Raw genomic sequence first — 15,823 nt, 5'->3', positions numbered from 1 at the left:
CGCAACCCAGCGGGAGCAAGCTCCCTCGCCACAAGAGCAAGCCAGTCTGCGCGCCATGGGTAACCATTGAGTCCGAACCAAGGAAACCGTATGAGCCTGTCACTCCTGAGCCGCTACGCCTTCTTTGCCGTCTGCGTGATTTTTACCCTCGCCAGCCTGCCCTTTCTCGAACACGACTGGCTGTGGCCGATCACCGCCGTCACCGGTGTGCTGAGCCTGCTCGGTGTGTTCGATTTGATGCAGGCGCCGCACGCGGTGCGCCGCAACTACCCGATCCTGGGCAACATCCGCTATCTGGTCGAAGGCATCCGCCCGGAAATTCGTCAGTACCTGCTGGAATCCGACAGCGACGCCCTGCCCTTCTCCCGCGCCCAGCGCTCGCTGGTGTATTCGCGGGCGAAAAATGAAAGCGCCGACAAACCCTTCGGCACGCTGATCGACGTCTATCAATCAGGCTTCGAATTCATTGGCCACTCGATGCGCCCGGCACCGTTGAGCGACCCCAACAGTTTCCGCGTCACCGTCGGCGGCCCGCAGTGCACCCAGACCTACTCGGCGTCGGTGTTCAACATCTCGGCGATGAGCTTCGGCTCGCTCAGCGCCAACGCGATCCGCGCGTTGAACCAGGGCGCCAAACTCGGCAACTTCGCCCACGACACCGGCGAAGGCAGCATCAGCCCGTATCACCGCGAACACGGTGGCGACCTGACCTGGGAACTGGGCAGCGGCTACTTCGGCTGCCGCACCAGCGATGGCCGATTCGACCCGGAGCGCTTTGCCACCCAGGCGCAGAATCCGCAGGTGCGGATGATCGAAATCAAAATGAGCCAAGGCGCCAAACCCGGCCACGGCGGGATTCTGCCCAAACACAAGGTCACCCAGGAAATCGCCGACACCCGTGGTATCCAGATGGGCGAAGACTGCATCTCGCCGTCACGCCACAGCGCGTTTTCCACGCCGATCGAAATGATGCATTTCATCCAGCAACTGCGTGAACTGTCCGGCGGCAAACCGGTGGGCTTCAAGTTCTGTCTCGGGCATCCGTGGGAGTTCATGGGCATCGCCAAGGCCATGCTGGAAACCGGCATTCTTCCGGACTTCATCGTGGTCGACGGCAAGGAAGGCGGGACCGGTGCCGCACCGGTCGAATTCACCGACCACATCGGCGTGCCGATGCGCGAAGGCCTGCTGTTCGTGCACAACACCCTGGTCGGCCTGAACCTGCGCGACAAGATCAAACTCGGCGCCAGCGGCAAGATCGTCAGCGCCTTCGACATCGCCAGCGTCCTGGCCATCGGCGCCGACTGGGCCAACTCGGCGCGCGGTTTCATGTTCGCCATCGGCTGCATCCAGTCGCAAAGCTGCCACACCAACAAATGCCCGACCGGCGTCGCCACGCAAGACGCCCTGCGCCAACGCGCCCTCGTCGTCCCGGACAAGGCCCAGCGCGTCTACAACTTCCACCGCAACACGCTCAAGGCGCTGGCAGAAATGCTCGCTGCCGCCGGCCTCGAGCATCCGTCGCAACTGTCGGCCAAACACCTGGTGCGACGCATGTCGGCAACCGAGATCAAACTGTTTTCGCAGTTGCATGTGTTTCTGAAACCGGGGGAATTGCTCACCGGCGAGGTGAATGGCGAGTTCTATTCGCGGATGTGGCAGATGGCGCGGGCGGACAGTTTTGAGCCGCAGGAAGTGGCAGTGGCGTAATTGCACTTGGGCGTACATACGCTGTTGAGTATGTACGCTCCCCTGCAGGCTCATGGTTTCAGTGAACGAAGCTCTAACAAGCGCACCTCATTCATCTCTTCCTTGCTGACAAGTACCAAATTGAATCGCTTTAAAAACTCCTCATTCAGCGCCAAACTTTTGAAATAGGTCGTCTCTAGAAAATAAAATTCTTCCGGCGGACTGGCAGACCCCAGATCGGTCTCAAGCTTGGCTAAATCTTCAACATGCACTTTAGACCCTAGCAGCTTGAAATAAACTCCGAACTGAATATCATCACTCGAATAAACCGGAAGTGCACTTTTTTTGCCAATAACCGACCTGACAATTTCACGTATCTGCATACCATTAGCACCTGAACTTTTTTCATCCGCGAACTTACTAATATCTTTAAGTATTGGTGTCGCAGAAAAACACAAGAAAAGTGTCAGCACCAATGCCTTTATCACCTTATCTCTGATGCTATCGACAGCAAAAGCCATGACTAACAAAACAGCTGGCAGCAAAATGATGAAATTTCGATAGGTTGTCACTGGCAAAAAATAAACTGAACATATATACGGCACAGCCACACCTAATACCAACCAAAACACCAGCAATCGAAAAGGCTCTTTTCTCTGGTCATTTATTGTGAACAAAATGAACCCTGCAATGAAAATCATCGCTGCCAAAAATGCCAGAAAGGCATCACCGAAATAGACTAAAAAAATTCGAAAGAAAAACATGTCTTCCGGCGGAGAAATCCAAAAATCATGCCGCGCCAAAGCCCTTTTCGTATAAGAAAAACCCGGAACAAACGTTAACGCTGTAAAAAAGCCTGCTCCCATAAACCTGTAAAAAACACCAGCAGGGAGACTCTTTTCCAACAGTGAACAGAATACCCAGCTCGCCTGAACAAGCACTATCAAGTAGCCATAATAATGCGTATTAACCAATAGAGCGGAAACAACAGAATAACAACAAAAATCAAAAAAACCTGATTGCCTGACGCAACGTAAAAATACAATAAAAGAAACAACCGTCAAAAAAACCAAAAGCGCATAAGAACGTGTCTCATGAGAATAACCAATCAAGAAATAATTAATCGCCACAAGCCAGGCGAACACCAGAGCTACTCTTTCATCCAGTAATTTTCGCCCGAGGACGAACACACTCGGGATCAACAACACCCCCAGCCCGGCGGACAAGTATCGCCCCGAGAATTCACTAAAACCAAAGCAATGATAATAGGCCCATAACAGGATCTGGTAAAAAGGCGGATGAACATCACTCAACGTCGCCCGAAAAACATCAATAAAGCTATTATCTGGATCACTGACCGCAACACTAAATGCCTCATCAAGCCACAGACCTGTATCCTTGATATTACGCAGTCTCAAATAACAACCTACTAATACAGCGACTGCGAGAGCGCAATAAGTCGCTATCGAACCTTTTCTAAGATTAATCCCCATGCTAATCATGCTCCTTTAAATCGTCGGGCGAATCGCCCATCTTCAACCTTGGATTCTGGATAACGCGACCGCGCCCAACCCCACCGCCATCCACAACGTCGCCAATCGCAACAACACCGTCGCCGCAATCGCATCCGGCAACGCAACACCACCCGACACCAGCAATGCCGCCATCACCGCCTCGGCACTGCCCAACCCACCGGGCATGAAACTCAAGGCACCGGCCAACATGGAAACGGCATAAATGAACATCGCGAACGTCAGAGGTACGTCCGTGCCCATGGCATCGAGAATCCAGTAAAACGCCAACGCTTCCAGGCCCCAGGCCAGAAGACTCAACAGCGTCGTGCCGATCTGCCGGCGTGGGGTGTGGCAACTGCGAGACTGGTGCAACACTTGAACGACGTGGCGCAACAAGCGGGGGAGCCAGCCGCTGCGTTGATCCATCTGTCGATCAATGGCACTGACAAGTGCTGGTCGGGACACCAGCAATAGGCAGCACGCCAACAGCACAAGACAGGCAACGATCATCGATAACCATTCGGGGTGGGCGCTCAGGCCGAACAAGGCCAACGCCACCATTGCCAGCAAATCCGACAGACGCTCACTGAACAGCGCAGCAAAACTGTGTGGATAAGGCACGTCCCAACGCTTGAGCAAAACCCCGCGCAATGCTTCGCCCGCCTTGCCTGGGGTAGTTGTGAGGGCGAATCCTGCCAGATAGATTTTCAGACTTGGCCACCACGGCAGTGGATGACGCAAAGCGTTGAGGTAGACCTGCCACCGCAAAAAACGCAGAGCATAGCCAAGCAGAACCAGCCCGACTATTTGCCCCCCCCTCCACCACCCCACTCGACTGACAGCCGCACTCACCGCCGGCCACCCGCCCCACAGGGACACTGCCAGATACGCGAGAGCGGAGCAGACCACTGAACCGATCAGGATCCGATAGCGCCACCCGGCTAGCATCAGTACCTGGCTCACAGGTTCAGCCTTTTGAACAGCGGTTGCGGTATGGCCTTGATTGCCCACATGACCCACTGCCAGAACCCAGGCACGTAAAGCACCGCCGATTTGCGCTCTATGCCTGCTACGATTCGGCGAGCTACGGTATCCGGTTGCGCGATCAGCAGTGCCGGTAGCTTCAGCCCCTGCGTCATCGGGGTGGCGACAAAACCGGGTTTGATGGTGATGACATGCACGCCCGACTTGAACAGGCGCGCACGCAAACCTTCGCAAAATGTCGAAACCGCTGCCTTTGCCGCGCCATACAAGTAATTGGAAGGACGACCGCGATCCCCGGCAACTGAAGAGATGACCGCCAGCGTGCCGCTGCGCTGGACAGCCATTCGGTTCGCCAGCAACGTCAACAGTGCGATCACCGACCCGGCGTTGTTGGCAAAGGCTTCCATGGCTCGTCCAACGCTTTGTTCGCACTCGTGTTGATTTGGCAAAGTGCCGTAGGCAATCAAGCAGATATCCACCGTTTGCAACGTCGTCAGGCCTTGTTCAAGCATGACCGGATGCGCTGCAACATCGCTGGCATCCATCACGTACGGGGTGACCGCTCGCGCACCTCGGATCTGCAAATCAGCGCATATTTGCTGGAGTTTCTGCTGGTCTCTTGCGACCAGGAAAAACTCGTTCTCCTGCGCCGCCCATCGCTTCGCGCAAGCAATGGCGATAGCGGATGTAGCCCCCACAATCAGTATTTTTTTCATTGGATGACTCGCTGCCAGAAACGTGAAATCAGGGCCGGGTCGCGCATTGCTTCCAACTGCTCCCAAGCAGGATAGGCCTGGCGAAAATCACTGCCGCTCATGTGCGCATCCTTGGCGGGATACAAACGGCCCCCTGCCTCTCGGACGATGGCATCGAGACGCGGCAGGATTTTTTTTGTCAGGGCGCTGTTCTGCGGAAAATCCAGTGCCAGTGAGGTACCCGGCATCGGAAACGACAGCCAACCCACTGACGGGATGTCGCCACAACGCTTGAGCACTGCGAGAAAGGAGCCGGTGCCACTGCGAGCGATGGATTTGAGCAAATCGGCCAATGCAGCCTCTGCCACCGTTGTCGGCAATACACACTGAAACTGCTGGAAGCCTTTGCGTCCGTAGATACGGTTCCAGTGCTCGATACGATCCAGTGGATAGAAAAACGGGCTATAGGCGAGCGTTCGGGATTGTCTGTTCAGCGGTTGCCGTTGCCAGTAATGACGGTTGAACAATTTCAGGCTGACTGGATTGATCAGTGATACCGGTGGCCGGATCGGCACAGAGAGTGGATACGGCACCGCGGGCACAAGCGGCCCCGTTTCACAATGATCACCAGCGGTGAATACACCACGCCCTTGCGCACTGCCTTTGGCCAGACAATCGATCCACGCGACGCTGTATTCGTGCCGGGCATCCATTTCAGCCGACAGGGCAAAGAAATCATTCAGACAGTCAAAACGCACACGTGTCGTGTCGATCAGACTGGACTGGATCCTGCGCAGACGGATGCTGACCCAGGTGATCACCCCCGTCAGACCCAGTCCTCCGATGGTGGCGGCAAACCACTGTGGGTTTTCCACAGGAGAGCAGACCATCGGCGGCTGCATTGATCGGTGCAGGCCGAAACTCATCACCGAATGAGCAAACGTACCGCAGCGATGGTGATTCTTGCCGTGCACATCATTGGCCACTGCTCCCCCCAGGGTTACATGCCGTGTACCAGGCGTGACTTGCAAGAACCATCCGCGCGGGATGGCCAGTTGCAGAATCTCGCCCAAAGTCACTCCTGCTTCGGCGCAGATCTCACCGTTTTCCCAGTCAGCGTCGATAAAGCGATTCAGCGGGTGTATCTGCAACACATGGCCGCTGCCGGCCAAACAGCTGTCGCCATAACTGCGGCCATTGCCGAACGGCAATGTTGTGCCATGGGCCTCACTCACCTGCTGCATCAGCGGCCCGATATCGGTTTGCCAATGGCAGGGATGGCCGCTTTGCGGGGCAAAGGGGTAGTTGCCCCAGGAACTCAGTGGTGTGTTCATGCGGCGGACCAGAAAATCAGACAGAACACCACGCCCATTGCCAGACTCAAGCGATCACGCAGTGCGAAGACCACAGGGTCGTCGTTCATTCGGCCACGGTGGGTGAGCAGCCAGATCCGGGTGATCCACAGCAACAGCACAGGGCATGCAAGCCAGATCCACCGGGGATGCGCGTACAGCACGGTAGTTGCACTGTCATGAATGTAGAGCGCCAGCACCATGACAGCGAGGTAACCGGATGCCGCACCCAAAGAGGAGATCATCGCCAGATCGGCGGGAAAGTAATCCCGTCCACCGGTTTTCCCGGTAATGCCGCTGTGTAGCGCCAGCAACAGTTCGGCATAGCGTTTGACTAACGCCAGGCTCAAAAACATGAACATGGAGAAAGCCAGCATCCAGCCCGTCAACTCCAGCTCGAAAGCAGCGCCACCAGCAATGATGCGCAAGGTATAAAGCAGTGCCAAAGCAATCACGTCGAGCGCCATCAACCGTTTCAACACCAGCGAATACACCAGAGTCAGCAGGTAATAACAGGCGAGTGCCGCGACGAACTGACGAGGAAGCCACAACGAGGCGCCGATGAAAGACACCAGCAAAAGCGCCGGAAAAAGCACCAGTCCTGATCGGATCGACAAAGCCCCGCTGGCAAACGGTCGGTGGCGTTTGTTTGGATGCTTGCGGTCATCGGCAAGGTCAAGCAGGTCGTTCAGGACGTAAACACCCGATGCACATAATCCGAATAACACGAAGGCCAGCGCCCCATGCCACAGCATCAGCGGATTGGCCAGTTGATGCGCAGCAAGCAGAGGGACAAAAATCAGCGCGTTCTTCATCCATTGATGAATGCGCAAGGCTTTGTAAAAACGACTCAGGCTCCTGGCCTCAGAGCGAACCACCTGGACAACGTTGCCCAAATGCCGAGTGGCGCGCTCAACGCCGGGTGACGGATTGACGATGTAAGCCTGGCGGGCCGAATGCCAGATCGGTAGATCGTCAAACGAGTTACCGACGTAATCAAAACCTCCTTCACCATACAACGTCACCAGCACATCTCGTTTGTGCGTCCCGGACAAGTTGCGCTCAAGGGTTGTCCCGAATACCTCATCAAATACGTTCAGATGCTCGGCAATGCGCAGTGCCAATGAGTGATGGCTGGCCGTGGCCAGGACGACTTTCCGGCCGTTGTTGCGCTGTGCCTCAATCATCCGGAGCACGTCGGGATCGTAGGGCAAGGTGCAGACATCGACGTCCGAAGCCTGAGCCAATCGTTCTTTCAAGTACGCCTTGCCGTGAGTGAGCCAGGCCAGAGGCTTCAGAAATTGCAAAGGCTTATTGCGCACGAAAGACATTGCGCATTCAAACAGAAGATCGGACTTGAGCAAGGTTCCGTCCAGATCAACCACAAAGGGTATTGACGCTTCGCAAGAGACTGCGGGTCTGAAATGAGGCAGAGGTACGGTCATACCTGAGACCTCCGAAACAGCACAAAGCGGAAAAAGCCGTAACCCAACATCAGGTTCAACGCGGTAAACACCGTGACCGTCAGCAGCCCACTCCAGTCACGCGTATCGGCAATCCTGCCGATACCAAAGCTTGCGCCCCCCATCAGCCCCATAAACAGCAAGTAGCCGAATACCGGGGTTTTGCTGTCGAAGGTGTAGAGCATGTTCACGTAAAACGAGAACGCCGCCGCCACGCAGAACGCAGCGAAGTTGCTGGCTGCCTGGGTCAGCCCGGCGGCGCTGCACAGGACGAAAAAAATCTGCCAGTGGATCAGGGCATCGGCAATTCCAATCACTGTCAGCGCAGGAAATCCTTTCATTACGGTTCCTTGCCATGGCTTCGTCCGGGGGACTTTCGAAGCTAGGGCAAGGCGCTTGAACGGTCTACTGTCAGAAATTACAGGTGGTGGCCATAATCAGATGAACGGTCGCTCATTCACCACTGCAACAATCTGCCGTGGGGCGGTTCCTTCATGACGATGAAGCCGTAATCACCGATCAGGTAAATCCGGTAATACAGGCTGTCCACCAGCGCTGGAAAACCCTGGTAGCCGACGTGGGTGGCGTTGCGCCGTTCGCGTTCGGCGACCACGTTGGTGATGCCCGCTGCCGGCAGATTTTCCGCAAGCACGAAGTAATCGACGTTGAGCAGATAGGGCAGCACCGGTAACCGTTTGAATGAACCGGCCGCACTGGCCAGCCAGCGGTCGGAGTAGCTCACCGACAGATAAATCCGCTTGGCTTCACGCAGTTCGCGATGTTCGGCGATGTCGTGGCTCAGGCTGTACAGCGCACTGGTGGAGAAGGTTTTCTGCAGGCTCAGCACCCGGCCGTACGCGAAGGACAGCGAGAGTGTCGCCAGCAGCGGGATGATCAGCAGCAACGGCAAGCGACGGTGCCCGGATGCCAGCTCAACGTGCGCCAGGTAGAACAAGCCCGACAGCAACACGCCGAACCCCATCAGGGTCCGCGCACCTTCATTGAAATCCCGGAACAGCAGGGTGATCCCCGGCACCAGCAAGGCCAGAACGGGCAGCGTCAGCAAGCCCAGCAGCAAGCTTTGCCAACGAGGCTGACGACGCTGAACCAGCCGCACGCAGCCGGCGAGCGCACACAACACCAGCGCAGCGAAAACCCACAGGTAGCCGCCGTGAAACAACAGCGCGACTTTCTCCAGGACCCGCGCGAAGTTGACGCCAATCTGCAGCAGCGGCTGGGCGTCTCCGTTCAGCAGATCCGTTTTTCGTAATGTATCCATGAACGGGTAAGCGGTGACGCTGTAGATCAGGATGCCCAAAACCGCTTGTGCGAGTTTCCAGCCCAGCATGCGCAAGGTGTCCGTCCATCGGCTCTGCTGGTGAACGGCCCTGAGCAGTTCCACGCAACACAGGCCGAGAAACACATTGAAGCTGATCTGATAAAGACCGATCGCCAGCGCCAGCAACGCCGCCGGCACCAGCCAGCGCTGCACCCGCGATGAACCTTCGAACGTGATGGCGTAGATCACCGCGACCATGCTCAGGGCCATGATCGGGCCGTCGTATTGATAAGACAGGTTCTGCAACAGGAACGGGTTGTACCAGAGCGGCAACGGCACCAGACAACAGGCCAGCGTCGGTTCGGCGAAGTAGTGAAAGGTCAGGCGGGTCAGCGCCAGCGACATGGCAAGGGTGGCGAGCAGCAGGGGTAACGGATAGATGTTCGGCGCGGCACCCGTGAACGTCAGCGCCTGATAAAACCAGTCGGCAAACAACCGCCCCTGCCCGGCCCAGGCATTGCCGGCGGCCAGCGTGCGCCAGTTGTCGTCGATATAGGGGAAGTCGGCGAGGATCAGTGGCAGGACGTACAACGCGGTGGCGAGCAGGAAGAACAGCAGGGCTTGCCGGTGACTGAGCTCTCGTTCGAGAAGTGCGCTCGCCCTCATGTCTGCGCCTCGGTTCACTGCCGCGCGGGATTGCAAAGTGATACAGGTTTGAGCCTTGGATGCGGGGTTTGTATCGCTCTTTCAGACCGGCGGTAAAACGGCAAAAGATCGCAGCCTGCGGCAGCTCCTACAGGGTGAATACATATCCCGTGTAGGAGCTGCCGCAGGCTGCGATCTTTTGCTTTTGCTATCGCGCTACATCAACTGGCCGAACGCACCGCGCCTTGCGATTCACCAGTCGGCTGCAACTTGAACACGTAGAACAACACCGTCAGCAGCACCAGGAACGCCGGCCCCACATAGAGCGCCACGCGGGTGTCCGGGAAGTACGCCATCAGACCGACCACCAGCACCAGGAACGCCAGCGCGAAGTACGAGCTGACCGGGTACAGCCACATCTTGTATTTCAGGCCGGCACGTTCGCTGGCGCTCAGGCCTTTGCGGAATTTCAGTTGCGCCAGCAGGATCATCACCCAGGTCCAGATCGCGCCGAAGGTCGCAATCGAGGTCACCCAGACGAAGACTTTCTCCGGCACCAGGTAGTTGAGCAGCACGCCGATCAGCAAGGCGAAAATCGACAGCAGCAACGCCCGACGTGGCACGCCGTTGGAGGTCTTGGCGAAACCGGCCGGAGCCTGACCGTTCTGCGCCAGGCTGTAGAGCATGCGCCCGGTGCTGAAGATGCCGCCGTTGCACGACGACAGTGCCGCCGTGATCACCACGAAGTTGATGATGCCGGCGGCGGTCTTGATCCCCAGACGTTCGAAGGTCATCACGAACGGGCTGCCCTGGGTGCCGATTTCGTTCCACGGGTAGATCGACAGGATCACGAACAGCGCGCCGACGTAGAACAGCAGAATGCGCCAGAACACCGAACCGATCGCATCGGGAATGGTTTTCTGCGGGTTCTTCGCTTCACCGGCAGTCAGGCCGATCATCTCGACACCGAGGTAGGCGAACATGACCATTTGCAGGGACATCAGCACCCCGGTCACGCCGTTGGGCATGAAGCCGCCGTGGGCCCACAGGTTGGAAATCCCCAGTGCCACGCCGTCGTTGCCGAAACCGAAGGCGATCACGCCGATGCCGCCAATCACCATGGCGATGATGGTGACGATCTTGATCAGGGCGAACCAGAACTCGAATTCACCGAAGGCTTTTACCGCGATCAGGTTGATCGAACCCATGCTGACCAGCGCCGCGAGGGCCCAGATCCAGCGCGGTACATCGGGGAACCAGATGCCCATGTACACGGCGACGGCGGTGATTTCCGCGACGCAGGTCACCAGCCACAGGAACCAGTAGTTCCAGCCGGTGAGAAAGCCCGCCAGCGGGCCGAGGTAGTCCTGGGCGTAGCGGCTGAACGAACCGGCCACCGGGTTGTGCACGGCCATTTCGCCGAGGGCGCGCATGATCACCAGGATCGCCAGGCCGCCGAGAATGTACGACAGCATGATCGCCGGACCGGCCATTTCAATGGCCTTGGCCGAACCCAGGAACAGGCCGACGCCGATACAGGCGCCGAGCGCCATCAGGCGGATATGCCGTTCACCGAGTTCGCGTTTGAGCGGGCCGCCGTGAGCGGACTCGCCATGGGGCAGGTGATTGCCGACTGGCATAGGGATACAACCTCGTCTTGTTATTGGATATGACCACCGAGTGGCGAAGCGTCGGCCGATAGGCCTCATCTTCCCGAAACCGCATCCACCTCGTGGGCAGACACGTCTCGCAGGTCCCGACCTGCAAGATCAGCGGGGCGTGCAGTATAAAAAGCTTGTGACAGGGCTTTTCACTCTATAAGCAACAACATTCAGCGGGAACTCTCGGCGCAAAGCCGGTTTACGGAGAGGCATTAACTGCTTCACGTAGGAATAGTCGCCACCAAAAAGGCCGGCGAGTATTGCACAGCGTTGGTGCATCGTCATGTCCCTGCATTGGTGGTATTGCACAGGGGGATGGCTCTATTCAGGCTGTTTCGATGAACTTGACGGTCTAGCCCCCTGTGGCGAGGGAGCTTGCTCCCGCTCGGCTGCGAAGCAGTCGTAAACCTGCGTACGCGGGTTTTCAGAAAGATCGCGATTACAGGGATTGGGGCTGCTGCGCAACCCAGCGGGAGCAAGCTCCCTCGCCACAGAAGGCGCGACATCTGGATGTTTTCGGAAACTTCGTACAGCCATCGCAGACCCAAGCCTTGAACGAGGCGACTAGCGTGAATCAGGATTGAATTCGCAAAGGACGCACGGAATGCGTAAACACCTACATTCACATCGGCTTCGCCGTGGGCGCTGTTCGGAATACGGACGTGCTTATCTGATTACCGCCGTGGTGTATCAGCGCCGCAGGATCTTCAGCGATTGGCAGATGGGGCGTTTATTGGTAGCGGAGCTCAGGCGAGCTCATGACCAACGATGGGTGGACTCGATTGCCTGGGTGGTGATGCCTGATCACTTCCACTGGCTGGTCCAACTGGAGGAAATGCATATGGAAGGCCTGATGCAGGCAGTGAAATCCCGCAGCACATTGTCGATCAATCGCACCCTGATTCGAAAAGGCGCGTTCTGGCAAACCGGCTTCCACGACCGTGCCATCCGTGATGGTGAGGACTTGAAACCGTTTGCCCGTTACATCATCGCCAATCCCCTGCGCGCCGGATTGGTGGAGCGGATTGGCGCGACTACCCGCTCTGGGACGCCTGCTGGCTCTAAAGCTCCCACTCCCCCTGTGGCGAGGGAGCTTGCTCCCGCTCGGCGGCGCAGCCGTCGTAATACCCGCGCACGCGGTGTTTCAGACAAATTGCGACTACAGGGATTGGGACTGCTGCGCAGTCCAGCGGGAGTAAGCTCCCTCGCCACAGGTGCAGTTTTCTTCAGAAACCACCCCACTCAAACCCCGCACTTTTTTTTCCCCATCACCAACCACCGTCTAAGCTTCAGTCAAGTCCGATCAATCTGCGTGAATGGATCAATCGACTATGGGCGCTTTGTGGCAAACCGATTCGAGTAAAGCCGTGGTTCCGACTGAACGTGTGGATGAAGCGCCTATCCCCCCAAAAAAACGCCGCAACCGGCATGGCTGGAAGGCGTTCTGGTTATTGCTGCTGATTATCGCGGTTGTGGTGGGTCTGGCCGCGAACAAGGAAATGCGCACCTCGCGCTTTCAGTCCAGGGAGCTGAGCCAATACGCCGCCTCGCTCAAATATCAGCTGGAACCTGGCCCCAGCGAAGCGATCCGCTATCCGGGCAACGGGCCGTTCGATCTGCGTCTGGGCTACAGCTCCCTCGATGAATTCCTGCCGCGCCTGCTCAAGCGCGACTATGTGATCACCGAGCAGACACGGTTTTCTCCGGCGCTGCTCAGCTACACCGACAAGGGCCTGTTCGTGCCCTATTCGGAAAAGATCCAGGCCGGGCTGTCGATCACCGATTGCCGCGCTGCGCCGTTGTATCAGTACAAGTACCCGCAGCAGCTGTACTCGAGTTTTGCGGCGATTCCGCCGGTGGTGGTCAGCAGTTTGCTGTTCATCGAAAACCGCTTTCTGCTCGACCCCAAACAACCGCTGGCCAACCCGGCGGTGGACTGGCCGCGTTTCGGCATGGCCGCGTGGTCTCAGGTAGCGAAGTTGCTGCACCTGCCGGGGCAATCGGCGGGTGGCAGTACCCTGGCGACACAGCTGGAAAAGTACCGGCATTCGCCCGATGGCCTGACGGTGTCTGGCGCCGAGAAGATCCGCCAGATGATCTCTGCCAGCGTGCGCGCCTATCAGCCCGGTCCCGAAACCCTCGGCGCACGGCAGAACATCATCCGCGACTATCTCAACAGCGTGCCGCTCTCCGCCGTGCCGGGGCATGGCGAGGTACACGGCATGGCCGAAGGTTTGCGGGTCTGGTATGGCAGCGATTTCAACAAGGCCAATGAACAATTGAACAGCCCGGCCACCGATCCGAAAACCATGGCCGACAAAGGTCTGGCCCTGCGCGAAATGCTCTCGCTGATGATCGCCCAGCGCCGCCCTTCGCATTACCTGACCAAGGGCCGTGAAGAACTCGCCGACCTTACCGACAGCCACTTGCGCCTGCTCAAACAGAACGGCGTGATCGACAGCGCGCTGGCCGATGCCGCGCTGGCGAGCAAGGTCACTTACCGCGACTGGCAGACCCAGCCGACCATTCAGCCGATCGAAACCAACAAGGGCATCAGCGTCGCTCGCAGCCGTCTGGCGACGATGCTCAATCGCCCACTGTACGACCTCGATCGCCTCGACCTGTCGGCCACCAGCACTTTACAGGGCGATCTGCAGACCCAGGCCACCGAGTACCTGAAAAAACTCGCCGAACCCGCGTTTGCCGGGCAGATCGGTTTGATCGGCGAACGCCTGCTCACCCCCACCAGCACCACCCAGGTGCGCTACAGCTTCACCCTGTTCGAGCTGACCCCGGACGGTTCGCGAGTGCGCGTGCAGACCGACAGCACCGACCAGCCGTTCGACATCAACGAAGGCAGCAAACTGGAGCTCGGCTCGACGGCGAAGATGCGCGTGCTCACCACGTACCTGCAGATCATCTCCGAGCTGCACGACAAGTACGGCGCCATGACGGTGCCGGAGCTGAAGAAAGTCGAGGTGCCGGATCAGGACCGCCTCAGCCAGTGGGTGATCGACTACCTGATCCAGAACAAGGACCACGACCTGTCGAAAATGCTCGGCGCCGCGCTCGACCGCAAATATTCGGCCAGCCCCGGCGAGGCGTTTTTCACCGGTGGTGGCCTGCATGTGTTCCACAACTTCCGCAACGAAGACAACGGCCGTATGCCGAGCTTGCGCGATGCCCTGCGCGAGTCGATCAACCTGCCGTTCATTCGCCTGATGCGTGACGTGGTGCGCTATGTCACCTACTCCGGCCCCAACAGCAGCGCGGAGTTGCTCAAGGATGACCGCGATCCGCGCCGTCAGGAATACCTGGCCAGTTTCGCCGACCGCGAAGGCACTTCGTTCCTGCTCAAGTTCTGGAAGAAGTACAAGAACAAGGACACCCCGGCGCGCCTCGACACCTTCCTCGACAGCATGCGCCCGACGCCGATCCGCATGGCCGCCGTGCACCGCTATCTGCTGCCCAACGCCAGTCAGGAAGATTTCAACAGCTTCGTGCGTTCGCACCTCAAGGGCGCCAAGCTCACCGAAAAACTCACCGATGACCGCCTCATCCGACTGTATGACGCCTATGGCCCGGGTAGCTATGACCTGCCGGATCAGGGCTTCATCGCCAAGGTTCACCCGCTCGATCTGTGGCTGATGGGCTACCTGCTGAACCACCCGGACGCCACCTTCAGCGAGATCGTCAAGGCCAGTCAGTTCGAGCGTCAGGAAGTCTACAGCTGGTTGTTCAAGAGCAAGCACAAGGGCGCCCGCGACAGTCGTATTCGCACCATGCTCGAGATCGAAGCGTTCCTGGAAATTCACCAGCGCTGGCAGAAAGTCGGCTATCCGTTCGACCATCTGGTGCCGTCGCTGGCCACCGCCATCGGCAGCTCTGGCGACCGCCCTGCCGCGCTGGCCGAACTGATCGGCACCATCCTCAACGACGGCGTACGCATGCCGAGCCTGCGCATCGACAGCCTGCACTTCGCCGCCGGCACCCCCTATGAAACGCGCCTGACCAACGACCCACACGTGGGCAAACGGGTGATGCCATCGGAGGTTGCCACGGCGATGCGCGAGGCGTTGTCGCAAGTGGTGGACTCGGGCACGGCGAAACGGGTGTCCGGCAGTTTCAAAACCGCCGACGGCACGCCACTGGTCATGGGTGGCAAGACCGGCACCGGCGACAACCGCATCGAAGCCATCGGCTCCGGCGGGCGGATTCTCAGTTCGAAGTCGATCAACCGCACCGCGACCTTCGTGTTCTACATCGGCAATAACCACTTCGGCACGCTGACCGCGTTCGTCCCCGGGCGCTCGGCGGAGAACTTCAAGTTCACCTCGGCGCTTCCGGTACAGGTGCTCAAGGGCATGGCGCCGATCCTCTCGCCGTACCTGCAACCGGGCACGCACACGATGTGCCAGGCACCGCAGGTCACTGCGGCGCGCTAAGGCATATCGGCACAGAGCCGGTGCGGTAACTGTGTATTTTTCAGCGTTCATTTTTCGAAGTGTCCGCGCCAGACCTACGCCATTCAGAGCGGGTAT

General features: G+C 58.1%; 10 protein-coding genes and 1 pseudogene. 3 read left to right on the top strand and 8 right to left on the bottom strand.

Features of this window, described 5'->3' with window-relative positions:
• Positions 1-90 precede the first annotated feature (90 nt).
• Complete coding sequence (locus tag NTD85_RS11760; RefSeq protein ID WP_262142229.1) at positions 91-1,710, top strand: FMN-binding glutamate synthase family protein; 1,620 nt, start codon at positions 91-93, stop codon at positions 1,708-1,710.
• A gap of 50 nt (positions 1,711-1,760) precedes the next feature.
• Here NTD85_RS11760 and NTD85_RS11755 read toward each other — a convergent pair whose 3' ends face one another.
• From NTD85_RS11755 to NTD85_RS11720, 8 genes are all read right to left on the bottom strand, one after another.
• Positions 1,761-3,182, bottom strand: a complete 1,422-nt coding sequence (locus NTD85_RS11755) for a glycosyltransferase family 39 protein (RefSeq protein ID WP_262142228.1) — start codon at positions 3,180-3,182, stop codon at positions 1,761-1,763.
• A gap of 42 nt (positions 3,183-3,224) precedes the next feature.
• Positions 3,225-4,166, bottom strand: coding sequence for a YbhN family protein (locus NTD85_RS11750; protein ID WP_262142227.1), 942 nt, complete (start codon positions 4,164-4,166; stop codon positions 3,225-3,227).
• The gene (locus NTD85_RS11745) at positions 4,163-4,903 is read right to left on the bottom strand and encodes an SDR family oxidoreductase (RefSeq protein WP_262142226.1); all 741 of its coding nucleotides are present in this window, start codon (positions 4,901-4,903) and stop codon (positions 4,163-4,165) included. The genes NTD85_RS11750 and NTD85_RS11745 overlap by 4 nt, the downstream gene beginning before the upstream one ends.
• Positions 4,900-6,216 carry an FAD-binding oxidoreductase gene (locus tag NTD85_RS11740; protein ID WP_262142225.1) on the bottom strand — a complete coding sequence of 439 codons (1,317 nt, stop codon included), beginning with the start codon at positions 6,214-6,216 and terminating at the stop codon, positions 4,900-4,902. The genes NTD85_RS11745 and NTD85_RS11740 overlap by 4 nt, the downstream gene beginning before the upstream one ends.
• The gene (locus tag NTD85_RS11735; RefSeq protein WP_262142224.1) at positions 6,213-7,679 is read right to left on the bottom strand and encodes a UbiA family prenyltransferase; all 1,467 of its coding nucleotides are present in this window, start codon (positions 7,677-7,679) and stop codon (positions 6,213-6,215) included. The genes NTD85_RS11740 and NTD85_RS11735 overlap by 4 nt, the downstream gene beginning before the upstream one ends.
• Complete coding sequence (locus tag NTD85_RS11730; protein WP_103522179.1) at positions 7,676-8,038, bottom strand: GtrA family protein; 363 nt, start codon at positions 8,036-8,038, stop codon at positions 7,676-7,678. Before NTD85_RS11730 ends, NTD85_RS11735 begins: the two co-directional genes overlap by 4 nt.
• 116 nt (positions 8,039-8,154) lie before the next feature.
• Positions 8,155-9,642, bottom strand: coding sequence for a glucosyltransferase domain-containing protein (locus tag NTD85_RS11725; RefSeq protein WP_262142223.1), 1,488 nt, complete (start codon positions 9,640-9,642; stop codon positions 8,155-8,157).
• Positions 9,643-9,842: 200 nt separating this feature from the next.
• Positions 9,843-11,261, bottom strand: coding sequence for an amino acid permease (locus NTD85_RS11720; protein WP_262142222.1), 1,419 nt, complete (start codon positions 11,259-11,261; stop codon positions 9,843-9,845).
• Positions 11,262-11,886: 625 nt separating this feature from the next.
• Between NTD85_RS11720 and NTD85_RS11715 the strand changes: the two are divergent.
• Positions 11,887-12,347: pseudogene (locus NTD85_RS11715) on the top strand (REP-associated tyrosine transposase).
• Between the two features lie 266 nt (positions 12,348-12,613).
• The gene (locus tag NTD85_RS11710; RefSeq protein WP_262142221.1) at positions 12,614-15,727 is read left to right on the top strand and encodes a transglycosylase domain-containing protein; all 3,114 of its coding nucleotides are present in this window, start codon (positions 12,614-12,616) and stop codon (positions 15,725-15,727) included.
• The last annotated feature ends 96 nt before the right edge of the window (positions 15,728-15,823 follow it).

It is taken from the genome of Pseudomonas sp. 13B_3.2_Bac1 (genome assembly GCF_025466205.1).
Classification (GTDB): domain Bacteria; phylum Pseudomonadota; class Gammaproteobacteria; order Pseudomonadales; family Pseudomonadaceae; genus Aquipseudomonas; species Aquipseudomonas fluorescens_H.
The sequence above is the reverse complement of the archived record's forward strand: the minus strand, read 5'-3'. Positions and strand labels throughout refer to the sequence as shown.